11 protein-coding genes are annotated in these 25,247 nt (G+C 70.8%); 9 read left to right on the top strand and 2 right to left on the bottom strand.

Annotated elements, in window-relative coordinates:
- Position 1: 1 nt before the first annotated feature.
- Together K8640_RS23585 and K8640_RS23590 are read right to left on the bottom strand one after the other, a co-directional pair.
- Positions 2–8,137 (bottom strand): amino acid adenylation domain-containing protein, encoded by an 8,136-nt coding sequence (locus tag K8640_RS23585; protein WP_370640384.1) that lies wholly within the window; start codon positions 8,135–8,137, stop codon positions 2–4.
- A gap of 272 nt (positions 8,138–8,409) precedes the next feature.
- A complete protein-coding gene (locus tag K8640_RS23590; RefSeq protein WP_223749094.1) occupies positions 8,410–9,159 on the bottom strand; it encodes a cyclic nucleotide-binding domain-containing protein in 750 nt (249 codons plus the stop codon).
- A gap of 586 nt (positions 9,160–9,745) precedes the next feature.
- On the opposite strand from K8640_RS23590, the gene K8640_RS23595 reads away from it, so the two are divergent.
- From K8640_RS23595 to K8640_RS23635, 9 genes are all read left to right on the top strand, one after another.
- Positions 9,746–10,519, top strand: a complete 774-nt coding sequence (locus K8640_RS23595) for a 2,3-dihydro-2,3-dihydroxybenzoate dehydrogenase (RefSeq protein ID WP_223749095.1) — start codon at positions 9,746–9,748, stop codon at positions 10,517–10,519.
- Between the two features lie 135 nt (positions 10,520–10,654).
- Positions 10,655–11,872 carry an isochorismate synthase DhbC gene (gene dhbC / locus K8640_RS23600; RefSeq protein ID WP_223749096.1) on the top strand — a complete coding sequence of 406 codons (1,218 nt, stop codon included), beginning with the start codon at positions 10,655–10,657 and terminating at the stop codon, positions 11,870–11,872.
- Positions 11,869–13,500 carry a (2,3-dihydroxybenzoyl)adenylate synthase gene (locus K8640_RS23605; protein WP_223749097.1) on the top strand — a complete coding sequence of 544 codons (1,632 nt, stop codon included), beginning with the start codon at positions 11,869–11,871 and terminating at the stop codon, positions 13,498–13,500. The genes dhbC and K8640_RS23605 overlap by 4 nt, the downstream gene beginning before the upstream one ends.
- 41 nt (positions 13,501–13,541) lie before the next feature.
- Positions 13,542–14,468, top strand: a complete 927-nt coding sequence (locus tag K8640_RS23610) for an isochorismatase family protein (RefSeq protein WP_223749098.1) — start codon at positions 13,542–13,544, stop codon at positions 14,466–14,468.
- A 69-nt stretch (positions 14,469–14,537) separates the two neighbouring features.
- Positions 14,538–19,160, top strand: a complete 4,623-nt coding sequence (locus K8640_RS23615; RefSeq protein WP_223749099.1) for a thioester reductase domain-containing protein — start codon at positions 14,538–14,540, stop codon at positions 19,158–19,160.
- Positions 19,157–20,533: a class II 3-deoxy-7-phosphoheptulonate synthase gene (locus K8640_RS23620; RefSeq protein ID WP_223749100.1), complete on the top strand. Its 1,377-nt coding sequence runs from the start codon at positions 19,157–19,159 to the stop codon at positions 20,531–20,533. Before K8640_RS23615 ends, K8640_RS23620 begins: the two co-directional genes overlap by 4 nt.
- 105 nt (positions 20,534–20,638) lie before the next feature.
- A complete protein-coding gene (gene mxcH / locus K8640_RS23625) occupies positions 20,639–23,209 on the top strand; it encodes a TonB-dependent siderophore myxochelin receptor MxcH (RefSeq protein WP_223749101.1) in 2,571 nt (856 codons plus the stop codon).
- 48 nt (positions 23,210–23,257) lie between these two features.
- Positions 23,258–24,487, top strand: a complete 1,230-nt coding sequence (locus K8640_RS23630) for a hypothetical protein (protein WP_223749102.1) — start codon at positions 23,258–23,260, stop codon at positions 24,485–24,487.
- 93 nt (positions 24,488–24,580) lie between these two features.
- Complete coding sequence (locus K8640_RS23635; protein WP_223749103.1) at positions 24,581–25,246, top strand: MotA/TolQ/ExbB proton channel family protein; 666 nt, start codon at positions 24,581–24,583, stop codon at positions 25,244–25,246.
- Position 25,247 lies beyond the last annotated feature (1 nt).

Consider the following 25,247-nt stretch of genomic DNA (forward strand, 5'->3'; position numbering starts at 1 on the left):
CTCACTCCTGCCCTTCGAATCCTGGGATGACCGCGTCGATTCCGACCCGCATGTCCGGCGTCGCCAGCGCCGCGTCGAGGAGCGCGGAGAAGGCGTCACACAGTCGTCGTGCGGTGTCGGGCTCGAACAGGTCGGTGTTGAACTCCAGCAGCCCGGAGAACCCGTCCTCCTGCTCCTGGAGCGAGAGCGTCAGCTCGTAGATGGAGGCACCGCGATCCGACGGCATCGGCATCAAGGTCAGCTCCGGCAGTTCCAGCGATTCTGCGGGAGTGTTCTGGAGCACGAACATCACCTGGAAGAGCGGCGCCCGGTTCTGCTGTCGCTGGGGGACGAGGGTGTCCACCACCTGATCGATCGGCACCTCCTGGTGCGCGTAGGCGCCGAGGGTGACGTCGCGCACCCGGGCCAACAGCTGCCGGAAGGAGGGATTGCCGCGCACATCCACGTTCAGCGCGACGGTGTTGACGAACAGGCCGATGAGGGACTCCACCTCCGGGAGCGCGCGGTTCGCGATGGGAGAGCCGATGACCAGCTCCTCCTGTCGAGCCCGGCGGCAGAGCAAGGTGCCGAACAGGGACAGCAGCGCCATGAACGGCGTCACGCGCTCGCGCTGGCACAGCAGGTTGAGCGCGTCACTGCGCGCGCGGCCCAGCGACACGGGAATCCAGGTGCCGTTGAACGTGCGAGTGGGAGGACGGGGCTTGTCGAGAGGCAGCTCCAGCAGCTTCGGCGCCTTCGCCAGGGCGTTGCGCCAGTAGGACAGCCGGGACTCCAGCTCGACACCGGACAGCCAGCGGCGCTGCCAGGCCGCGTAGTCGGGGTATTGAATCACCAGCGGAGGCAGCGACGGCGCCGAGCCGCGCGCGAAGGCGGTGTAGAGGTGGACCACCTCGCGGGTGATGACGCTCTCGGACCAGCCATCCGAGAGGATGTGGTGCTTGCTGAAGATGAACAGGTACTCGTCGTCCGCCAGGCGGATCAGACCGCCGCGCACCAGGGGCCCCTGCGTGAGGTCGAAGGGCTTGCGCGCGTCCTCGGCGATGCGACGGAGGACTTCTTCTTCCCGGTCCTCGCGGGCCCGGAAGTCCTCCAGCGGCAGGTCGATTCGCAACGTCGCGGCGACCTTCTGGACGGGCTGACCGGCTTCCTCGGTGAAGGTGGTGCGCAGGGACTCGTGTCGGTCCACCAGGGCCTGGACCGCGGCCCGGAGCGCATCCGGATTCAGCGCGCCCTTGAAGCGGTACGCCGCGGGCTGGTTGTAGGCCGTGGACTGGGGGTTGGCCTTGAACAGCTTCCACAGGCGCTCCTGCGAATAGGACAGCGGCACCGACTTGTCGCGTGATGCGGGGACGATGGGGGGCAGGGTCGCCAGCGGCGCGCGCGGCGCGGCCTCGATGCGTCGGGCCAGCGCGGCCACGGACGGTGCCTCGAAGAGCGTCGTCAGGTGGATGTCCGCCTTGAGCCGATGGCGGATGCGCGCCACCACCTGTGTCGCCAGCAGCGAGTGACCGCCGAGGCTGAAGAAGCTGTCGGTGACGCTGACCCTCGGCAGCTTCAGCACCGACGCGAAGGCCTCCGCCAGCTGCGTCTCCAGCGTGTCCCTCGGCGCCACGAAGGGCGCCACGCCCCTCAGGCTCGCCAGGTCCGGCGCCGGCAGCTTCGCCCTCGCCACCTTCCCGCTCGGCGTCAGCGGCAGTGCCTCCAGTCGCACCAGCGCCGGCGGCACCATGTACTCCGGCAGCTTGCGCCCCAGTGCCTCCTTCAGCCCCTCCGGCTCCCACGCCGCCCCCGCCCTCGGCACCACGTACCCCACCAGCCTCCTGTCCCCCGGCGTCTCCTCGTGCACCCCCACCGCCGCGTCCTTCACTCCCTCCAACTCACGCAGCGCCGCCTCCACCTCCGCCAGCTCAATCCGGTATCCGCGCACCTTCACCTGCGCGTCCAACCGCCCCAGGAACTCCACCACCCCGTCGCTCCTCCACCTCGCCCTGTCTCCCGTCCGGTACAGCCTCGCCCCTACCTCCCGCGCATACCCGTCCGGCACGAAGCGCTTCGCCGTCAGCTCCGCCCTCTCGTGGTACCCCTGCGCCAGCTGCGCTCCTCCAATGTGCAGCTCTCCGGCCACCCCCACCGGACACAGCCTCCCCTTCTCATCCAGCACCAGCAGCTTCGTGTCCGGCAGCGGCACCCCAATCGGCGGCAGCCTCGGCCAGCTCCCCGCCGGCCCCTTCAGCCGGTACGCACTCACCACGTGCGTCTCCGACGGGCCGTACTGGTTCTCCAGCACGCACCCCGGCAGCTTCTCGAAGAAGGCCACCACCGCCGGCGTCACCTGCAGCTGCTCTCCCGCCGTCACCACCTCTCGCAGCGACTCCGGCACCCTCGCCCCGTGCGCCACCGCGTCCGCCAGCGCCTGCAGCGCCACGAAGGGCACGAAGAGTCTCTCCACCCCCTGGCTCGCCATGAAGTCCAGCAGCGCAGGCACGTCCTGCCTCAGCGCCGCGGGCGGCACCACCAGCGTCCCTCCCGCGCTCCACGTCGCGAAAATCTCCTGGAATGACACGTCGAAGCTCAGCGACGCGAACTGCAGCGTCCTCGCCTCCGCCTTCACCGAGTGCGCCCTCTGCCACAGCAGCAGGTTGCACAGCGCCGCGTGCGACAGCGCCACCCCCTTCGGCTTCCCCGTGCTCCCAGACGTGTACACCACGTAGCACGTGCCACCCGGTGGCACCGCCCTCGGCGGCGCAATCTCCGGCCTGCGCGCCACCTCCCCCGCCTCCTCGTCCACGCACAGCGCCTTCTTCTTCACCCCCGCCGGCAGTGCCCCCAGCTGACGCTTCGTCGTCAGCACCCGCGCCACTCCCCCATCCTCCACCATGTACTCCAGCCGCTCCGCCGGGTACTTCGCGTCCAGCGGCACGTACGCCGCCCCCGCCTTCAATATCCCCAACAGCCCCACCAGCTGCTCCAACGAGCGCTCCATGCACAACCCCACCCGCTCCCCCGCCCCCACTCCCAGCGCCCCCAGGTGCCACGCCAGCTGATTCGCCCGACGCTCCAGCTCCGCGTACGTCAGCGCCTCCCCTCCCCACACCACCGCCACCGCCTCCGGCGTCCTCCTCGCCTGTGCCTCCACCAGCTCGTGCGCGCAGACCTCCCAGCGAGGCCCCGTGCTCGTCGCGTTCCAGTCCTCCAGCACCAGACGGCGATCCGCGTCGGACACCAGCGGGAGCTCGGAGACGCGGTGGAGCGGATTGGCGACAGCGCCCTCGAGCAGTCGCTCCAGGTGCACGACGAATCGCTCGGCCGACGCGGGCTCGTACAAGTCCGTGCGGTACTCCAGCGTGCCCGTCAGGCCCGTGGGCGTCTCCCGGAGCATCAGCGTGAAGTCGAACTTGGACGTGCCGCTGTCCACGTCCATCGCCTCGAAGGAGAGCCCCGGCGTGGACAGCTCCATGGGCGGGGTGTTGAGCAACACCATCGCCACCTGGAAGAACGGCGTGTGTCCCGGCTGTCGCTCCGGCTGGAGCACCTCGACCAGCTTCTCGAAGGGCACGTCCTGGTGCGAGTACGCGCCCAGCGTCGTCTCCCGCACCCGCCCCAGCAGCTCGCGGAACGTCGGGTCTCCGTCCAGCCTCGTGCGCAGCACCAGCGTGTTCACGAAGAAGCCGATCAACCCCTCTGTCTCCATCTGCTGGCGCCCGGCGATGGGAGCCCCCACGCAGATGTCGTCCTGTCCCGAGTAGCGCGCCAGCAGCGCCTGCAACCCCGCGAGCAGGCCCATGAACAGCGTCGCCCCTTCCCGCTGGCACAGGCTGACGAGGGAGCGGGTGAGCTCACGCGAGAGGTCCACCTTGAGCACCGCGCCCGGGTTGCGAGCCTCCACGGGGCGCGGCCGGTCCGTCGGCAGCTCCAACATGGCGGGAACCCCGTCGAGCTGTTTGCGCCACCAGTTCAGCTGCCGCTCGAGCACATCGCCCTGGAGCCACTCGCGCTGCTGGACAGCGTAGTCCGCGTACTGGATCGCCAACTCGGGCAAGGGGGACCGCCGGCCTTCACTGAAGGCCTCGTAGAGCGTGACCACCTCGCGGATGAGCACGGCGATGGACCACGCGTCCGCGATGATGTGATGCAGCGTCACGAGGAGCAGATGCTCACGCGCCCCCAACCGGAGCAGCGCCGTGCGCAGCAACGGCCCGCGTGTCAGGTCGAAGGGGCGACGGGCCTCGGCCCACGCCCGGCGGTGTGCTTCAGTCTCTCGCTCCGACTCGGAGAGCGGGGCCAGGTCCTGCACCGAGAGCAGGATTCGCGGGGGCGCGCTCCGGGAGATGACCTGCATGGGCCTGCCCTCGCGCGACTGGAAGACGGTGCGCAGGGACTGGTGACGCCGCACCAGCTCCGTGAAGGCCTGCTCCAGCGCGGGCACATCCAGCGCGCCCTTGAGCCGCAGCGCCGCGGGGATGTTGTAGAGGGGGCTGCCGGGCCTGTACTGGTCCAGGAACCACAGTCGCTGCTGGGCAAAAGAGAGCATCTCTTCCTCCGTGTCGCCCTGCTCGTTCTCGTTTCGGAATCTCGTCCGCGCCCGCATCGGCGTCGGTGCGCGGCTCTCCAGCGGAGGCATCTCGGCCTCGATGCGTCGGGCCAGCGCGGCCACGGACGGCGCCTCGAAGAGCATGCGCAACGGGAGCTCCCTGCGCAGGTGATGACGGATGCGAGCCATCGCCTGTGTCGCCAGCAGCGAGTGGCCGCCGAGGCTGAAGAAGCTGTCGGTGACGCTGACCCTCGGCAGCTTCAGCACCGACGCGAAGGCCTCCGCCAGCTGCGTCTCCAGCGTGTCCCTCGGCGCCACGAAGGGCGCCACGCCCCTCAGGCTCGCCAGGTCCGGCGCCGGCAGCTTCGCCCTCGCCACCTTCCCGCTCGGCGTCAGCGGCAGTGCCTCCAGTCGCACCAGCGCCGGCGGCACCATGTACTCCGGCAGCTTGCGCCCCAGTGCCTCCTTCAGCCCCTCCGGCTCCCACGCCGCCCCCGCCCTCGGCACCACGTACCCCACCAGCCTCCTGTCCCCCGGCGTCTCCTCGTGCACCCCCACCGCCGCGTCCTTCACTCCCTCCAACTCACGCAGCGCCGCCTCCACCTCCGCCAGCTCAATCCGGTATCCGCGCACCTTCACCTGCGCGTCCAACCGCCCCAGGAACTCCACCACCCCGTCGCTCCTCCACCTCGCCCTGTCTCCCGTCCGGTACAGCCTCGCCCCTACCTCCCGCGCATACCCGTCCGGCACGAAGCGCTTCGCCGTCAGCTCCGCCCTCTCGTGGTACCCCTGCGCCAGCTGCGCTCCTCCAATGTGCAGCTCTCCGGCCACCCCCACCGGACACAGCCTCCCCTTCTCATCCAGCACCAGCAGCTTCGTGTCCGGCAGCGGCACCCCAATCGGCGGCAGCCTCGGCCAGCTCCCCGCCGGCCCCTTCAGCCGGTACGCACTCACCACGTGCGTCTCCGACGGGCCGTACTGGTTCTCCAGCACGCACCCCGGCAGCTTCTCGAAGAAGGCCACCACCGCCGGCGTCACCTGCAGCTGCTCTCCCGCCGTCACCACCTCTCGCAGCGACTCCGGCACCCTCGCCCCGTGCGCCACCGCGTCCGCCAGCGCCTGCAGCGCCACGAAGGGCACGAAGAGTCTCTCCACCCCCTGGCTCGCCATGAAGTCCAGCAGCGCAGGCACGTCCTGCCTCAGCGCCGCGGGCGGCACCACCAGCGTCCCTCCCGCGCTCCACGTCGCGAAAATCTCCTGGAATGACACGTCGAAGCTCAGCGACGCGAACTGCAGCGTCCTCGCCTCCGCCTTCACCGAGTGCGCCCTCTGCCACAGCAGCAGGTTGCACAGCGCCGCGTGCGACAGCGCCACCCCCTTCGGCTTCCCCGTGCTCCCAGACGTGTACACCACGTAGCACGTGCCACCCGGTGGCACCGCCCTCGGCGGCGCAATCTCCGGCCTGCGCGCCACCTCCCCCGCCTCCTCGTCCACGCACAGCGCCTTCTTCTTCACCCCCGCCGGCAGTGCCCCCAGCTGACGCTTCGTCGTCAGCACCCGCGCCACTCCCCCATCCTCCACCATGTACTCCAGCCGCTCCGCCGGGTACTTCGCGTCCAGCGGCACGTACGCCGCCCCCGCCTTCAATATCCCCAACAGCCCCACCAGCTGCTCCAACGAGCGCTCCATGCACAACCCCACCCGCTCCCCCGCCCCCACTCCCAGCGCCCCCAGGTGCCACGCCAGCTGATTCGCCCGACGCTCCAGCTCCGCGTACGTCAGCGCCTCCCCTCCCCACACCACCGCCACCGCCTCCGGCGTCCGCCTCGCCTGCGCCTCCACCAGCTCGTGCGCGCAGACCTCGACGCGAGTCTCCGACGGCGCGGGGTTCCAGCTCTCCAGCGCGAGCCGCCGGTCCGACTCCGTGAGGAGCGACAGTTCGGACAGCCGGACATCGGGCGCGAGCACCGCGCGCTCCATCAACCGCTCCAGGTGCGCGACGAGGCGCTCGGCCGACGCGGGCTCGTACAAGTCCGTGCGGTACTCCAGCGTGCCCGTGAGCCCCGCGGGGGACTCACTCAACGTCAGCGTGAAGTCGAACTTCGACGTGCCACTGTCGACATCGAGCGGACGGAAGCGCAGCCCCGGGCTCTCGAGCGCCGCCATGGGCGTGTTGACCAGCACCAGCGCGACCTCGAAGAAGGGCGTCCGCTTCGGCTGTCGCTCCGGCTGGAGCACCTCGACCAGCTTCTCGAAGGGCACGTCCTGGTGCGAGTACGCACCCAGCGTCGTCTCCCGAACCCGCTTCAGGAGCTCACGGAACGTCGGCTCCCCCTCCAGCTTCGTGCGCAGCACCAGCGTGTTCACGAAGAAGCCGATCAACCCCTCCGTGTCCGCGGAGGTCCTCCCCGCCACGGGAGCCCCCACGCAGATGTCGTCCTGCCCCGAGTAGCGCGCCAGCAGCGCCTGCAGCCCCGCGAGCAGGCCCATGAACAGCGTCGCGCCCTCCTGTCGGCAGAAGCCACGCAGCATCCGCACCAGCCCCACCGGCAGCGTCACCTTGATGACCGCGCCCGGGTTCGACGTGTCCTCGCCGCGAGGGTGGTCCGTCGGCAGCTCCAGCGAAGGAGGAGCTCCGTCCAGCTGCTTGCGCCACCACTCGACCTGACGCTCCAGCGCCTCGCCACGCAGCCGGTCGCCCTGCCGCACCGCGTGGTCCACGTACTGGATGGGGAGCTCGGGCAACGGGGACGCGCGGCCCGCGCTGAAGGCCTCGTAGAGCGCCACCATCTCCCGGATGAGCACCGCGATGGACCACGCGTCCGAGACGATGTGATGCATCGTCACCACCACCAGGTGCTCGCTCTCCTGGAGCCGCAGCAAGCGCGCGCGCAACAGCGGCCCTCGCACCAGGTCGAACGGCTTGCGCGCCTCCTCGCGCACCGCGCGCAGCCCCAGCGCCTCGCGCTCCGACGCGGGCAGGTAGCGCAGGTCCTCCACCTCCAGCGCCATCGGCGCGTTGCCCGCGTGCGCCACCACCTGCAACGGCCGCCCATCCCGCGCCGGGAATACCGTGCGCAGCGACTGGTGCCGACACACCAGCTCCGTGAAGGCCCGCTCCAACGCGGCCACATCGAGCGTGCCCTCCAACCGGATGGCCGCCGGCAGGTTGTAGAGCGCGCTGCCCGGCGCGTACTGGTCCAGGAACCACAGCCGCTGCTGCGCGAAGGACAACTCCGCCTGCCGCTCGCACGGCACCAGCGACGACGGCCGCTCCCGCGACGCGCGCACCGGCTCCAGCACCTCTCCGGGCCGCAGCGCCACCAACGCGTCGATGCGCCCCGCCAGCGCCTCCACCGTCCCCAGGTCGAACATCTCCTGGAGCGACACCTCCACGCGCATCACCGTCCGGATGCGTGACAACACCTGCGTCGCCAGCAACGAGTGGCCCCCCAGCTCGAAGAAGCCATCGAGCGCGCCCACTTGCTGAATGTTCAATACCTCACTCCAGATGAGCGCCACCGCGCGTTCGGTCTCGGTGCGGGGCTCCATCGCACGGGTGACGCTGCGCTCAACGCGGAGGTCCTGGGAGCGTGGCTGGGTCATGAGAGAGGGGCCTGGGAGGGGAGTCCAGGTAAAACATGTCTTACATACAAAACCGGTGTAATTGCACGCAGCCTCCCCACAAGGACGTGCGGTTCACACTTCCGAGCGTGGTGTGCGCGGGACCCGGGCTGAAGCGTTCGCGTCAGGGCACTCGGAAAATTGCCCCACACCTGGATACGCGACCCGTGCGGGCACGTCCGACGCGATGCGTGTGACGCGCCCGCACATGACTCGAGCGATCAACCAGGCTCAGCGCTGAACGGAGGCGCGCTTCACTCCGACGGGTTGACGATGACGTCCATCGTCCGGTGCATGCGCTCCAGCCCCAGGCTCACCAGCGCACGACGAATCTCCGCCTGTCCCCAGAAGAACTTGCGGAACACGTCACGGTCCAGGCGCAGCAACGTGCACGGCGTCAGCGTCTTCACCGTCGCCGTCGCGAGCCGTCCTCGCAGCAACGACACCTCGCCGAAGATGGCGCCCTCCCCCATGTCCGGATACGGGGTGACACGACCATCCGGGTGCGTGTGGAAGACAGCGCACCTGCCGCGCAGCAGGATGTAGAGCGCCTCGCCGGGGACGCCGCGCGTGAGCAGCGTCTCCCCCGCGCCGATGGAACAGGGCACCAGCGCGCTGCCCAATTGCGCCCACAGCTCCGGTGACAACCCGCGCAGCAGCGGGCTGCTCCGCAACGCATCTTCCAGCAACCGCTCGCGGCATCGCATCTCGACCACCGGCGCCTCCAGCCCGTGACGCGCGCCCATCAGCACCAGCCCCGTCCGGGTCAGCTCGCGTAGCACGGTGCGCTCCATCGTCACCACGCTCGCGGTCCGCGGACACTTCGTCATCAGCGCCAGCTCGCCGAAGAAGTGCCCCCCCGACAGCTGCCCCACCATGCGCGCCTCGGCGCCGGCGGGCTCCCGGTACACCCCCACCCGCCCCTCCAGGATGACGAACATCGACGAGCCCGGGTCTCCCTCGCGCACCCCCCCCCGCCCCGCCGGCAGGAACCGCGTCCACACGGGGAGTGGAGCCCGCCCCACCGGCTCCCGGTCTCTTGAAGGGATGGTCGGCACCGCCGGAGGCCCCTCTCCGTCATTCTCGGGGTTCCGAGAATCCGGAGACACGACTGGCAATGCGGTGGACCGGCTCATCGTCATGCCCCCCTCGGACACAGAGTGGATACGTATGACAGACGTCTCCACCGTCCGGAATTGTCGTTGGGAAGAAAACTTCCTCCCAGCAGCCCACCGGTACTACGGGATTCCCACATGCATTTCCCGCCCGCCGCGGGACGCCAACCCCCATCCCTTCCCTCGGGAGGACGGCCCGGCCGAGGCTTTGTTGACGGTTGCCGCCGGGTCCTCGGGCGTCAAACGAAACAACGCGGGGATGACAGACACCACCGCCCCACGTCCCGGTGATGGAAGACAACCTCACACCGGAAGGCGCCCCGAAATACTCCGCAACCTTCGCGCACCGTGTCACCACCCTTGACACCTTCGTTTGCGCATGGCACTTAGACGTCCAATAACGATAATGAGAACCATTCTCATTATCCCACTCTCTGGACGGACCCTCGGGCCCAGGACGAAGGAGACGGACTCGATGGGAGACACACCGCGGGTGGCACTGGTGACGGGCGCGGCGCGGGGCATCGGCGCCGAGGTCGCGCGGGTGCTGGCCCCCGAGGCGACCATCGCCGCCCTCGACACGAACGCCGAGGGGCTGCTGGCGCTGGTGGCGGAGCTGCGGGCGCGGGGCCAGAAGGCCAGCGCGTGGCCGGTCAGCGTCAGTGACGCCGCGGCGGTGGAGACGGCGGTCGAGCGCATCGAGAAGGAGCTGGGCCCCATCCACATCCTGGTGAACGTGGCGGGCGTGCTGCGCATGTCCTCCATCGTGGACCTGAGCGACGAGGACTGGGCGACGACCTTCGGGGTGAACACGAACGGCGTGTTCCATGTCTCGCGCGCGGTGGCGCGTCGCATGGTCCCCCGGCGCGAGGGGGTCATCGTCACCGTGGCCTCCAACGCCTCCAGCACGCCCCGGCTGCGGATGGGCGCCTACGCCGCGTCCAAGGCCGCCTCCACCATGTTCACCAAGTGCCTGGGCCTGGAGCTGGCGCAATACGGCATCCGTTGCAACGTGGTGTCTCCGGGCTCCACGGACACCGACATGCAGCGGGGCATGTGGAAGGACGCCAACGGCGCCCAGGCCGTCATCGCCGGCTCCTCCGAGAGCTTCCGCGTCGGCATCCCGCTCAAGCGCATCGCCGACCCGCGAGACATCGCCCACGCGGTGCAGTTCCTGGTGTCGGACCGCGCGCGCCACATCACCCTGCACGACCTGTGTGTCGACGGCGGCGCCACCCTGGGCACCTGAGCACGTGCCCGCCCCCGCCGGGCACCCGTGGTTCTCTGTTCGACTTGTTACCTTTGTTTCACGATTGAAACAGTGGAAGGCCACGGGAGTCGCGTCCGATGCGTGCTCCGGGTCCTCCGCGACTGGAGGTTGGCTGTGAAGACGACCGAAGTGGCACCCCAGAAGCTGGCGGCGCAGTTGCTCGAGAGCTACGAGGCCGGCTCCTCCTTCTTCTTCGCCTCGCCACGCCGGACGTTGTTGGCGCGGGGCACCTTCGCCACGGTGCCGCACGTGGGCGGCCAGAGCTCGCTGGAGCGGCTGGGCGAGCGCGTGGCCAAGGTGCTGAGCGACGCGCGCCAGGCGGACCATGACATCCCGGTGGCGGTGGGCGCGGTGCCCTTCGTCGGCCGCGCGCCCGCGCAGCTCGTGGTGCCGATGACGCTCCAGCGCGCCGGCCCGCTCGTGTTCGACGACGTGGCCATGCCGCACCCCGTCCTCCCGCAGAGCTACACGGTGCGCCCGGTGCCGGAGCCCGCCGCGTACCTGGACGGCGTGGCCCAGGCGCTCAAGCTCATGCAGAGCGGTCCCCTGCGCAAGGTGGTGCTGTCGCGCTCGCTGCACCTGAGCGCCACCACGCCCATCGACCTGCAGCGGCTGCTGCACAACCTGGCCCGCCGCAACCCGTCCGGCTTCACCTTCGCCGTGGACCTGCCCGGCGCCAGCGCGGGCGAGGGCCGGCGCACGCTCATCGGCGCGAGCCCCGAGCTGCTCGTGTCTCGCAACGGGATGCAGGTGGTGGCCAACCCGCTGGCGGGCTCCGCCGCGCGCAGCCCGGACCCCGTCGAGGACCAGGCCCGGGCGGCCCGCCTCCTCGAGTCCCCCAAGGATCTGCATGAGCACGCGGTGGTCATCGACGCGGTGGCGGAGGCGATGCGTCCGTTCTGCAAGACGCTGGAGGTGCCGGCCCGGCCGTCGCTCGTCAGCACGCAGACGATGTGGCACCTGTCCAGCCGCATCGTCGGGGAGATCGCCGACCCGTCCATCTCCTCGCTGACGCTGGCGATGGCGCTGCACCCCACGCCGGCCGTCTGCGGCTTCCCCACGGAGCTGGCGCACGAGGCCATCGGCCACATCGAGCCGTTCGACCGGGGCTACTTCACGGGCACCGTGGGCTGGTGCGACGCCAACGGCGACGGGCAGTGGGCGGTGACCATCCGGTGCGCGGAGGCGGACGAGAGCTCGCTGCGGCTGTTCGCGGGCGCGGGCATCGTCGCGGGCTCCAAGCCGGAGTCGGAGCTGGCGGAGACCGAGGCCAAGTTCCGCACCATGCTCCAGGCCATGGGCCTGGGCCAGGGCGCCGAGGTGAAGCCATGAGCACGACCGCGTCCCGGCTCTCCGGCTGCCCCACCTGGCCGGAGGACTATGCCGCGCGCTACCGCTCCGCGGGCTACTGGCGCGGGGAGACCTTCGGCAAGCTCCTGCGCGAGCGCGCCGAGCGCCACGGCGACCTCACCGCGCTGGTCTCCGGCGCCGAGCGGCTCACGTACCGGCAGCTCGACGCGCGCGTGGACCAGCTCGCCGCGGGCCTGCACGGCCTGGGCATCCGCGCGCAGGACCGGGTGGTGGTGCAGCTGCCCAACATCGCCGCGTTCTACGAGGTGTGCTTCGCGCTGTTCCGGCTGGGCGCCCTGCCCGTCTTCGCCCTGCCCGCGCACCGCGGCTCGGAGATCGGCTACTTCTGCGAGTTCACCGAGGCGGTCGCCTACGTCATCGCGGACCGCCACGGCGGCTTCGACTACCGCAACCTCGCCTCCGCCGTGCAGGCGAAGACGCCCACGCTCAAGCACGTCCTCGTCGTGGGCGACGCGGGCCCCTTCACCTCGCTGGAGAGCCTGTACGCCGCTCAACCCGTGGCGCTGACCGAGCCCCGCCCCGACGACGTCGCCTTCTTCCAGCTGTCCGGCGGCAGCACGGGCGTGCCCAAGCTCATCCCGCGCACGCACGACGACTACATCTACAGCCTCCGGGCCAGCGCGGAGATCTGCCAGCTCGACACCTCCAGCGTGTACCTGTGCGCGCTGCCGGCGGCGCACAACTTCCCCATGAGCTCGCCGGGCGTGTTCGGCACGTTCTACGCGGGTGGCACCGCGGTGCTGGCCCTGCACCCCAGCCCCGACGTGGCCTTCCCCCTCATCGAGAAGGAGAAGGTCACCATCACCGCCCTGGTGCCGCCCCTGGCCATGGTGTGGATGGACTCGGCCAAGGCGCGCCGGCATGACCTGTCCAGCCTGCGCGTGCTCCAGGTGGGCGGCGCCAGGTTCAGCGCCGAGGCCGCCGCGCGCGTGAAGCCCACGCTGGGCTGCACCGTGCAGCAGGTCTTCGGCATGGCCGAGGGCCTGGTCAACTACACGCGCCTGGACGACTCCGAGGAGCGCATCGTCAACACCCAGGGCCGCCCCATCTGCGTGGACGACGAGCTTCGCATCGTCGACGAGGACGGGCAGGACGTCGCGGTGGGCGAGACGGGCCAGTTGCTCACGCGCGGGCCGTACACCATCCGCGGTTACTACAAGGCGGAGACACACAACGCGCGCGCCTTCACCCCCGACGGCTTCTACTGCACCGGAGACCTGGTACGCATGACGGCGGACGGCTACCTGGTGGTCGAGGGCCGCGCGAAGGATCAGATCAACCGCGGCGGTGACAAGGTGGCGGCCGAAGAGGTGGAGAACCACCTGCTGGCGCACCCCGCGGTCCACGACGCCGCCGTCGTGTCCATGCCGGATGCGTTCCTGGGCGAGCGCACCTGCGCGTTCGTCATCCCGCGCGGCACGCCGCCTCCGGCCACGTCGCTCACCGCGTTCCTGCGGGAGCGGGGCCTGGCGGCCTTCAAGATTCCGGACCGGGTCGAGTTCCTCGACGCGTTCCCCAAGACGGGCGTCGGCAAGGTCAGCAAGAAGGCGCTGCGCGAGAAGCTCAGTCAGCCCAACGCGCCCCGCTGAAGCCCACTCCCCCACGTCCGCACCAGAAAGGCTCTTCCCCCATGGCGCTCCCCGCCATCTCCCCCTACCCGATGCCCGGCGCCGCCGACCTGCCCAAGAACAAGGTCGCCTGGAAGCTCGAGCCGAAGCGCGCGGTGCTGCTCATCCACGACATGCAGCACTACTTCGTGAACGCCTTCACGCCGGGCCAGTCGCCCGTGAAGGAGCTGGTCCCCAACATCCAGCGGCTGCGCCAGCACGCCCACTCGATGGGCATCCCCGTGGCGTACTCCGCGCAGCCCGGAGGCCAGACGCCGGAGCAGCGCGGGCTCCTGCTGGACTTCTGGGGGGGCGGCATCCCCGACGCCCCGGAGCAGAAGAAGATCATCGACGAGCTGACGCCCACCCACGTCGACCTCCAGCTCACCAAGTGGACCTACAGCGCGTTCCGCCGCACGGACCTGCTGAACACGATGCGCGCGCTCGGGAGGGATCAGCTCATCATCTGCGGCATCTACGCGCACATCGGCTGCCTGCAGACGGCCAGCGACGGCTTCATGAGCCACATCCAGCCCTTCCTCGTCGCGGACGCGCTGGGTGACTTCTCGCTCGACCACCACCACCTCGCGCTCAACTACGCCGCGAAGCTGTGCGCGGTCACCACCACCACGCAGCAGGTCCTGGAGATGCTGGGCGCGCCCGGGCCGACGACGCTCCCGCGCCTGACCCGGCAGCAGATTCGCGCGGAGGTCGCGGAGATGCTCCAGCAGTCGGTGCAGGAGGTGGATGAGGACGCGAACCTGCTCGAGCTCGGCCTGGACTCCATCCGCCTGATGAGCCTGGTGGAGCGCTGGAGGAGCTACGGCTTCGAGTCCTCCTTCGTGGAGCTGGCCGAACGCCCCACGCTGACCGAGTGGTACTCGATGCTCGGCGCCATGACGCTCCCGCTCCCGGACGCCAGCAGCGTCCAGGTGTCCGCCCGCTCGTAGTGCACCGCTGACGGAGCGAGGCCTCCCCCACCTCGCTCCCGCTCGACGTCCCCCCAGAAGGATCTGGCGATGCCCGAATCACACGCCGCACCCTGGCCGCTCTCCGCGGCGCAGCACGGAATCTGGGTCGGTCAGCAGCTCGACCTCGCCAGCCCCATCTACAACGCCGGCGAGTGCATCGAGCTGCGCGGCGCCATCGACCCCGCGCACTTCGAGGCCGCCGTCCGGCAGACCGTCTCCGAGGCCGAGGCCCTCCACGCGCGCTTTGAGACCACCGAGGCGGGCCCCTCGCAGCAGGTCACGCCGCGGGTGGACTGGGCGCTCCAGCACGTCGACCTGACGTCCGCCGAGGACCCGTGGGCCGCCGCCCAGGCGTGGATGCGCGAGGACCTGACGCGCACCGTGGACCTCACCCGTGGTCCCCTCTTCGCGCAGGTCCTGTTCAAGGCCGGCCCCGAGCGCTGGTTCTGGTTCCAGCGCGTCCACCACATCGCGATGGACGGGTTCGGCTTCTCGCTGCTCGCCCGCCGCGTGGCGGACCTCTACACCTCGCGCGTCACGGGGAAGGCCGCGCCCGCGGGCTTCGGCCCCCTGCGCCCCGTGCTGGACGAGGACGCCGCGTACCGCGCGGGGCCGCAGCTCGAGAAGGACCGTGAGTTCTGGGTCGGCCGGCTCACGGACGCGCCCTTGCCGGTGACGCTGGCCCCGCCCGCGCCCATGTCCGCCACCTTCGTCCGCGCCACGCGGCAGCTCGAGAAGGTCGACGTAGAGCGGATGCAGGCCGTGGCGAAGCAGGTGGGCCTGACGTGGCCGGACCTGGTGCTCGCCGCGGCCGCCGCGTGGATCCACCAGCGCACGGGCGCGCCCGAGGTGGTGCTGGGGCTGCCGGTGATGACGCGGCTGGGCTCGGCGGCGATCCGCGTGCCGTGCATGGCGATGAACATCGTGCCCCTGCGCGTGCCCGTGGCGGCGGACGCCTCGCTCGCGTCGCTGGCGCGCGACATCGCCGCGGAGCTGAAGGCGTCCCGGCCGCACCTGCGCTACCGCTACGAGCAGCTGCGCCGCGACCTGCGCCGCGTGGGTGGTCAGCGCAAGCTGTTCGGGCCCGTGGTCAACATCATGCCGTTCGACTACGGCCTGCGCTTCGCGGGGCTGCCCGGCATCGCGCACAACATCTCCGCGGGCCCGGTGGAGGACCTCTCCATCGGCATGTACGCCCGCTCCGACGGCGGCGGCCTGCGCGTCGACTTCGACGCGAACCCCTCCTGCTACGACGCGCGCACGGTGGACAGCCACCAGCGCGAGTTCCTCCAGGCGCTCGACACCTGGCTGGGCGCGCCGGATGCGCCCGTGCGTGGCCAGGGCGCGGGGGTATCCTCCGCCGAGGCCTCGCTGCTCGACGGCGGCCCGCTCCCCACGGCGCCCCGGCCCGTCCTCGAGCTGATGGAGCAGCAGGTCCGCGAGCAGCCGGACGCCATCGCCGTGGAGCACGGCGGGTTCCGGCTCACATACCGCGAGCTGTGGGAGTCCTCCGGAGCGCTCGCGGCCCGGCTCACCGAGCAGGGCGCGCGCGCCGACACCCCCGTGGCGGTGAAGGTGCCTCGCGGGCTCGACGCCATCATCGCGTCCTTGGGCATCCTCCGCGCCGGCGCGGGCTACCTGCCGCTCGACCCGAACGGCCCCGCGTCCCGCGCCTCGGCCATCCTCGAGGACGCCACGCCCTCGCTGCTCGTGCTCCCCTCCGATGCCGTCGAGGCCACCGATGCGAGCCCTCGCGCCTCGGGGCACCTGGACATCCAGCGGCGCGACGTCGCCGTCGCCGAGCAGCCCACGCGCGCCGCCGGTGAGCACCTGGCGTACGTCATCTACACGTCCGGCTCCACGGGCCAGCCCAACGGCGTGCAGATTTCCCACGACGCACTCGCGCACTTCGTCGCGGGTGCCACGCACCGCTACCGCTTCACCCGCGAGGACCGGGTCCTCCAGTTCGCGCCGCTGCACTTCGACGCCAGCGTGGAGGAGGTCTTCCTGACGTTATGTGTGGGTGGACGCCTGGTGCTGCGCACCGACGAGATGCTCCAGTCGGTGCCGCGCCTGCTCGAGGCCTGCGCGGCCCACGGCATCACCGTGCTCGACCTGCCCACCGCCTTCTGGCACGAGCTGGCCTATGCCGTGTCCACGGGCGCGGCGAAGCTGCCCTCCTCCCTGCGCACGGTCATCATCGGCGGCGAGGCCGCGCTCCCGGAGCGGGTCGCCCGCTGGCGCGCCAAGGTGGGCCCGAGCGTGGAGTTGCTCAACACCTACGGCCCCACCGAGGCCACGGTGGTGGCGACGGTGGCCTCGCTCAGCGATGCGAAGGCCCCCACGTCCGAGCTGCCGATGGCCGACGTGCGCGCGGACACGACGACCTCGCGCGGTGAAGCGAACGCCCCCGCGTCCGAGCGTGACGAGGTCGCCATCAGCGTGCCGCCGCCCGGCATGCGCTCGGACACGACGACCTTGCGCGCTGACGCGAATGGCTCCGCGTCCGACCGTGACGAGGTCCCCATCGGCGTGCCGCCGCCCGGCATGCGCTCGGACACGACGACCTCGCTCGCTGACGCGAACGGCCTCACGTCCGATCGTGACGAGGTCCCCATCGGCGTGCCGCTGCCCGGCGTGCGCGCGACGCTGGTGGACGCGCACGGTCGCATCGTCGCCCGGGGCTCCGAGGGCGAGCTGTGCCTGTTGGGTGGCGCGCTCGCGCGCGGCTACCTGGGACGCCCGGAGCTGGACAAGGCCCGCTTCATCTCGCTGGCCGCGCTGCCCGGCCAGCCCCGCGCCTACCGCACCGGCGACAAGGCTCGGATGCGCGAGGACGGACAGCTGGTCTTCGTCGGCCGCGTGGACGACGAGCTGAAGATCAGCGGCCACCGCATCGACCCCGCCGAGGTGGAGACGGTGCTGCTCGGCCACCCCGGCGTGCGCGAGGCCGCCGTGGTGGGCCAGACGCTCCCGGGTGGCGCTCGCCGGCTGTGCGCGCACATCGTCGCGGAGTCACCGGCACCGTCCGCCGCGGACCTGCGCAAGCACCTGCTCGCGAACCTGCCGGCCCCCATGGTGCCCGGCGCCATCGTGTTCGTGGAGCGACTGCCTCGCACCAGCACCGGGAAGATCGACCGCGCCGAGCTGCGCAAGGCAGCCGTGGTCGACCCCGCCACCCAGACGGCGCAGGCCACCACGGAGCTTGAGCGCGTGGTGCTGGGCATCTGGGAGGAAGTCCTGGGAGCCACGGGCCTCACCGCGCAGGACGACTTCTTCGACCGCGGCGGCCAGTCCCTCCAGAGCATCCAGGTGGCCAACCGCCTGGGCATCGCCCTGGGACGCGAGGTCCCCGTCGCCACGGTGTTCCGCTACCCGACGGCCGCCGCGCTCGCCCAGGCGCTGGAGCACGGCGAGTCCAGCGGCCACGACACCTCCGGCCCGAGCACGACGATGCTCGCGGACGCCGAGCTGTCCGAGGACATCGTCCCCCGCCTCGCGCCTCCCGCGACGACGGGAGCCGCGCGCACCTTCGAGGCGCTGTTCCCCGAGCCCCGCCAGGTGCTGCTCACCGGCGCCACCGGCTTCGTCGGCGCGCACCTGCTCGACCAGCTCCTGCGCCAGACCCAGGCGCGCGTGGTGTGCCTGGTGCGCGCCAAGGACGAAGCCCAGGCCCTGGAGCGCATCCGCGCGGCGATGACGTCACAGCGGCTGTCGACCGAGGGCCTCGGCGAGCGCGTCCTCGCGCTCCCGTCGGACCTCACCCAGCCCTCGCTCGGGCTCAATAGCGCGCGTTTCCATGGGCTCGCGGCCGAGTGCGACGTCATCCTGCACAACGCCGCCGTGGTGAGCGTGGTGCGAGAGTACGGCAGCCTCCAGGCCGTCAACGTCCGGGGCACGCGCGAGCTGCTGCGGCTGGCCGCCGCCGTGCGGCCCAAGCCCTTCCACTACGTGTCCACGCTGGCCGTGGCGCCCCAGGCCGACGTCAGCCCCGAGGTGCCCGAGGACTTCGTGCCCGCGCACCCCGGCCTGCGCGACGGCTACCAGCAGAGCAAGTGGGTCGCGGAGCGGCTCGTGCAACAGGCGTCCGAGCGCGGCCTGCCCGTCGCCGTGTACCGGCTGGGCCGCGTCGTCGGCGCCACCGACACCGCCATCGTCAACCCGCAGGACCTGGTCTGGCGAATCCTCCTGGCGGGCATCCCCGCCCGCACGCTGCCGATGCTCGAGGTGGGCGAGACGTGGACGCCGGTCGACTACGTGGCGCGCGCCATCGTCAAGCTGTCGCGCACGGCCACGCCCGGCACGGTGTTCAACGTCACGCCCGTCCCCGACGTGCGCCTGCCGGACCTGTTCCGCTGGGTGCGCGAGTACGGCTACCCCGTGGACCTGCTCCCCGTCCCCCAGTGGCGCGCCCAGGTCGCCGAGCGCGCGGGCACCGCCGACAACACCACCACGCTGGCCTTCTTCGACCTGCGATCCAGTGACGCCCAGCCCGCGTTCGGCCTGGGGCCCATCCGCTGTCAGCGCCTCCATCACGCCCTGGAGGGCACGGCCATCACCTGCCCCCCCGCGGACCGCCCCCTCTTCTTCCGATACCTCGCCTACTGCGTCGCGAACGGCCTGCTGCCGGCGACGCCCGGCACCCCTCTGGAAACGGCCCCCTCCCGATGAACCGAACCTGGAACCCCCGCACCTGGCGGCAGAAGCCCGTGAAGTACATGCCGGAGGACTATCCGGACGCGCGCGCCCTCACGCAGGTCGAGGATGAGCTGTCCCGGCTGCCCCTGCTGGTGAACCCCGCGGAGACGCGCCGGCTCGCCTCCGCCCTGGCCCAGGTCGCCCAGGGCAAGGCCTTCCTGCTCCAGGGCGGCGACTGCGCGGAGAGCTTCAAGGAGTTCACCTCCGACAACATCCGCGACACCTTCCGCCTCATCCTCCAGATGGCGCTGGTGCTCACGTTCGCCGGCGGCAGGCCCGTGGTGAAGGTGGGCCGCATCGCCGGCCAGTTCGCCAAGCCGCGCTCCAGCCCCGTGGAGACGCTCGACGGCGTCACCCTCCCCGCGTATCGCGGCGACATCATCAACGGCATGGACTTCGACGCCGCGGAGCGCACGCCCGACCCCAAGCGCCTGCTCAAGGCCTACCACCAGTCCTCCGCCACGCTGAACCTGCTCCGGGCCTATGCCCAGAGCGGTTACGCGGACCTGTGCAACCTGCACCAGTGGTCGCTCGACTCCGTCGCCGGCACGCCCGGCGCCGACAACTACCGCAAGCTCGCCGACTCCATCTTCGAGTCGCTGTGCTTCATCAACGCGCTCAGCCCCACCGCCGAGCACAACGCGCCGTCCCCCATCCCCGTGGACCTGTTCACCAGCCACGAGGCCCTGCTCCTCAACTTCGAGGAGACGATGACCCGCCAGGAGTCCTCCAGCGGCCACTGGTACGACGGCTCCGCCCACATGCTCTGGATTGGCGAGCGCACCCGCCAGCTCGACGGCGGCCACGTCGAGTTCATGCGCGGCATCCGTAACCCCATTGGCGTCAAGTGCGGCCCCACGATGGAGCCCGATGACCTGCTGCGCCTGATGGACGCCCTCAACCCGGACGCCCTCCCAGGCCGCCTCACACTCATCGGCCGCTTCGGCTCCGACAAGGTCGCCGACTGCCTGCCCCGCCTCATGACCGCCACCCGCCGCGACGGCCGCCCCGTCATCTGGTCCATCGACCCGATGCACGGCAACACCCACAAGGCCAGCAACGGCTACAAGACGCGCGCCTTCGACCGCATCCTCTCCGAGGTGAAGACCTTCCTGGAGGTCGCCGCCGCCGAGAGCGTCCACGCCGGCGGCATGCACCTGGAGATGACCGGCCAGAACGTCACCGAGTGCCTGGGCGGCCCGCTCGCCGTCACCGAGGACGACCTCCACAGCCGCTACCACACGCACTGCGACCCTCGCCTGAACGGAGACCAGGCGCTCCAGCTCTCCTTCATGGTCGCGGAAAAGCTCCGGGACATGAAGTCTCCCCATGCCCGTGCAGCCTGACTCAACCCCCAACCCTTGACATCACTGGCACCCCGGGAATAAACGGCCTCGAAAATGAAAATGCGAACCATTTTCATAATCCGCACCCGGCGTGGAGCGGGGCGCGTGTTCCAGGGCGCGGCGTTGCTGGCGTGCCTGGCCGCGCCGCTGCCCGTGTGGGCGCAGGTCGACGGTGGGCCCCCTCCTGGCGCGGAGGCACCACCGCCGTCAGTGGTGCCGCCGAAGCTGGTGACCTTCATCGAGGCGCCCTACCCAGCCGAGGCGGAGCAGGCCGGGCTGGAGGCCACCGTCCGGCTGAAGCTGACGCTGGATGACCAGGGCGGCGTCATCGAGGCGCAGGTCCTGGAACCCCAGGGCCACGGCTTCGACGAGGCGGCGAAGGATGCCGCGCTGCGCTTCCGCTTCGAGCCCGCGCGACGTGACGGAGTCGCCGTCCCCTCGCGCATCGCCTACAGCTACGAGTTCCGGCTCCCCGTCACCCCCGAGCCCACCGTGGTGACGGAGGCTCCCAGCCAGGCGCGCGACGTCGCTTCCGAGCCGACCGCATCGGAGGAGCCCGCGCCGCAGGGGCCTTCCTCTCCGGGCGAGCCCACCGAGCCACCGCCGGTCATCACCACCGCGCCCGTGGACGTCACCCAGGAGGCCATCGAAGTCACGGTGGAGGGCGAGTCCGTGGCGAACCGTCGGCGGCGATCCGCCGAGTCGGTGAAGGTCATCGAGACGGAGAACCTCCAGCGCGAGGCCGTGGACATGGCCCAGGCGCTGGCGCGCACCGAGGGCGTCGACGTGCGGCGTGGAGGGGGCCTGGGCAGCCGCGCGCGCTTCTCGCTGGCGGGCCTGTCCGAGGACCAGGTGCGCTTCTTCATCGACGGCGTCCCGCTGGAGCTCGCCGGCTTCGGCCCGGACTTCGCGAACGTGCCCGTCAACCTGGTCCAGCGCATGGAGCTGTACCAGGGCGTGGTGCCGGCGCGCTTCGGCGCGGACGCGCTGGGGGGCGCGGTGCACATCGTCACCTCGGAGAACCTCCAGCGCACGGGCGCCTCGGCCTCGTATGAGCTGGGCTCGTTCGAGACGCACCGGGTGACGGCGAGCGCGCAGCACGGCACCGACTCCGGGATGTTCGTCCGCGCCAGCGGCTTCTTCGACTCCAGCCCCAACGACTACCGGGTGGACGTGAAGGTGGACGACGCCGAGGGCCGCATCCACGACGCGCGCCTGCCGCGCTTCCATGACGCCTTCCGCGCGGGCGGCGGCGGCGTGGAGGTCGGCGTGCTGAACCGGCCCTGGGCCCGCAGGCTCAGCCTGCGCGTCTTCGGCTCGGCCTCCACCAAGGAGGTCCAGCACGACGCCACCATGAGCAACGCGTATGGCGACGTCGACACGAGCAACCGCTCCGGTGGCGCCACGCTCCGCTTCGAGCAGCTCGCCGGGCGCGACCTCGTGCTGGACGCCGTGGGGGGTTACGTCTACCGCCGCGCCTCGCTGACGGACCTGGGCTCCTGCGCCTACGACTGGTTCGGCCGCTGCATCCTCACCCTGCCCCAGCCCGGGGAGCTTCAGTCCCGCGCCATCGACCGGCGGGTGGGACAGCACACGGCCTTCGTCCGGGCCAACGCCGGGTGGACCTTCGCCCCGAACCAGATGCTGCGCCTGGCCGTGGCGCCCACGTACGTGACGCGCGCCGGAGAGGACCGCGCGCTGGCGCGGCTGGGACAGCAGGACCCGCTCAGGGGGGACCGCGGCCTGTTCAACCTGGTGACGGGGCTCGAGCACGAGCTCGATGCACTCGACGAGCGGCTGGAGAACATCGCCTTCGCCAAGAGCTACGTGCAGCTGGCGCGCGCGGAGCGCATCAGCGCCAGCGGCGCCTTCGCACCCGTCGACCGGGACACCTTCAACTTCGGCGTGGGCGACTCGCTGCGCTACCACGTCACGCCCCGGCTCACCGCCAAGGCCGCGTACGAGTGGGCCACGCGCCTGCCCGGCCCCGATGAGATCTTCGGCGACGGCATGCTCATCGACTCCAATCTCACCCTGGAGCCGGAGACCAGCCACAACGTCAACCTGGAGCTCGCGTTCGACAGCGGCGAGACGCCCCGGGGCACGTTCCGCGGCGGCGCGCTGGGCTTCGCCCGCCTCACCGACCAGTTCATCATGCCCATCGGCCGCGAGGGCTACTTCACCTACCAGAACGTCTTCGCGGCCCGCATCCTGGGCGCCACGGGCGCGGCGGGGTGGACCTCGCCAGGCCAGTACCTCTCGCTGGATGGCAACGCGACCTTCCAGGACATCCGCAACGCCTCCTCCGAGGGCAACTTCGGCGCGTTCGACGGACAGCGCCTGCCCGGCCGGCCCTCGCTCCTGGCCAACGGCAGCGCCCGCCTCCAGCTGAGCGGCCTGGCCTCCGCGCGCGACGAGCTGTCGCTGTCCTGGCACACCCGCTTCGTCAACACCTTCTACCGGGGCTGGGAGGGGCTGGGCAGCAAGGACTCGAAGTCGCGCATCCCCTCGCAGCTGCTGCACTCGCTCGCCGTCACGTACGTCACGCGGACCGCTCGCGCGACGCTGAGCTGGACGGTCGACGTGCGCAACCTCACCGATGCCACCGCCATGGACTTCTACGGCGTGCAACGCCCCGGCCGCGGCGTGTCCGCCAAGATGGTCGCCGAGCTCTGACTCAGTCCCCACGCTTCATCTCGCAACGTCGTGAAAGGAAATCCCCCCATGAAGGTCCGTTCGTTCTTCCCCCTGCCGCGCATCACCGCCGCGGCGCTCGCGCTGTCGCTCTTCACGGGCTGCGGTGACGACGAGGACTCCGACGAGGCCGACTACGACGGCCCGCTCTACGCCGCCATCACCCAGTCGAGCGTCGACGGCGAGGCCATCAGCTACGTGGCGCTGCTGCGCTCGGTCGACCAGACCGAGAAGATCTCCCTCAAGGACGCCGTGGAGATTCCCGGCCGCGCGCTCGGCTCCGGCGTCCGCAAGGCGGGCGTGCTGTTCGTCAGCCACAGCGAGGAGGCCAAGGTCGAGCGGTTCAAGATCACCTCCAAGGGCAAGCTCAAGTCCGATGGCGAGGTCAGCTTCAAGGGCCGCGGCATCGACAACATCGAGGAGTACCAGCACCAGTTCCAGTTCATCTCGGACACCAAGGCGTACTTCGTGGACGCCCACACGGCGCAGATCATCGTGTGGAACCCCACCGCGATGTCCGTGACGAGCGCCATCCCCCTGCCGGGCCTGGCCATCGAGGGCGCGCTCACGTCCTTCTCCACCATGCCGGTGCGCGTGGGCACCCGCCTCATCATCCCCATCGCCTGGCGCCCCAGCGCGGACATCGCCGTCATCAACCAGGCCGGCGTGGTGGTCATCGACACCACGAACGACTCGGTCAAGGTCGTCACGGACAACCGCTGCGGCTGGGTGCGTGACAGCGTCGTCGGCCCGGACAACCAGGTGTACCTGGCCACCGAGGCGTACGGCTCCGCCGTCAACCGCCTGAAGGGCGCGGACAAGGCCGCGACGCCCTGCCTCATCCGCTTCAACCCGGAGAGCGGCGCGTTCGACGCGAACTTCTACCGCGAGCTGTCGGGGCTGACCAACGGCACCACCACGGGCTCGCTGCTGCGCGGCCCCAACGGCACCGCCTACCTGCGCGTGCTGGACGAGCAGGGCTACACGGTGGACCCGGAGGCCCACCCGCGCCTGGTCGCCAGCGCCCCGGCCTGGAAGTTCTGGCAGCTCAACCTGAGCACCTTCACCGCCACCGCGGTGAACACACTCCCCGCCTCCTCCGGCAGCACGTTCCTCTACGAGGCGGACGACAACCGCCTGCTCTTCACCGAGTTCACCAACAACTCCTCGCTCACCCACTTCCGTGAGCTCACGGACCAGAGCGGCAAGCTGGTCTTCAGCTCCGACGGCCTCATCTTCTCGTTCCTGCAACTGCGCTGAAGTCCTGGCGGGCTGACCCCGGAGGCACCGGCTTCACACAGGCTGCCTCCGGGGCTGCACCGCGCCCCACCGACGACCTCGAGGACCCGACCCATGCACATCGTCGAAATCGTCAAGGATGTCTTCATCCACTGGGGCGCCAACTGGGTGCTCTGGCTCCTGTTCGCGCTGTCGCTGGTGAGCCTGGGCATCATCCTCGAGCGCTGGTGGTTGTTCCGCACCAAGCAGGACCGGGTCCGCGAGCTGTCCGGCGCGCTGGAGGCGACGCTGTCCACGGGCGACTTCCCCGCCGCCATCTCCAAGCTGGAGAAGCGCACGTCGGTGGGCGCCACCGTGGCGCGCGCGGGCTTGAGGCTGGCGCCGCAGGGCATGACGGCCGCGGAGAAGGGCATGCAGAGCGCGCTCGCCATCGAGCGCTCCACGCTGGAGAACCGGCTGGCCTTCCTGGGCACGCTGGGCAACAACGCGCCGTTCATCGGCCTGTTCGGCACCGTCATCGGCGTGCTGCTGGCCTTCGAGGCGCTGAGCAAGACGCAGGGCGCGCCCTCCGGCACCAGCCAGGTCGCCTCCAACGCGGTGATGGGCAGCATCGCCGAGGCGCTGGTGGCCACCGCCGTCGGCATCGGCGTGGCCCTGCCCGCCGTCGCCGCCTACAACTACTTCCAGCGCCGCATCGCCAGCATCCTCGCGGACGCGGAGGCGCTGACCAACCTGGTGCTGGCCTACGTCTCCGCCCGTGAGCGGAACGGAGGCGCCTGAG

Origin of the sequence: Myxococcus sp. XM-1-1-1 (assembly GCF_020037095.1) — a bacterium.
In the GTDB taxonomy this organism is placed as follows: Bacteria; Myxococcota; Myxococcia; order Myxococcales; family Myxococcaceae; genus Myxococcus; species Myxococcus fulvus.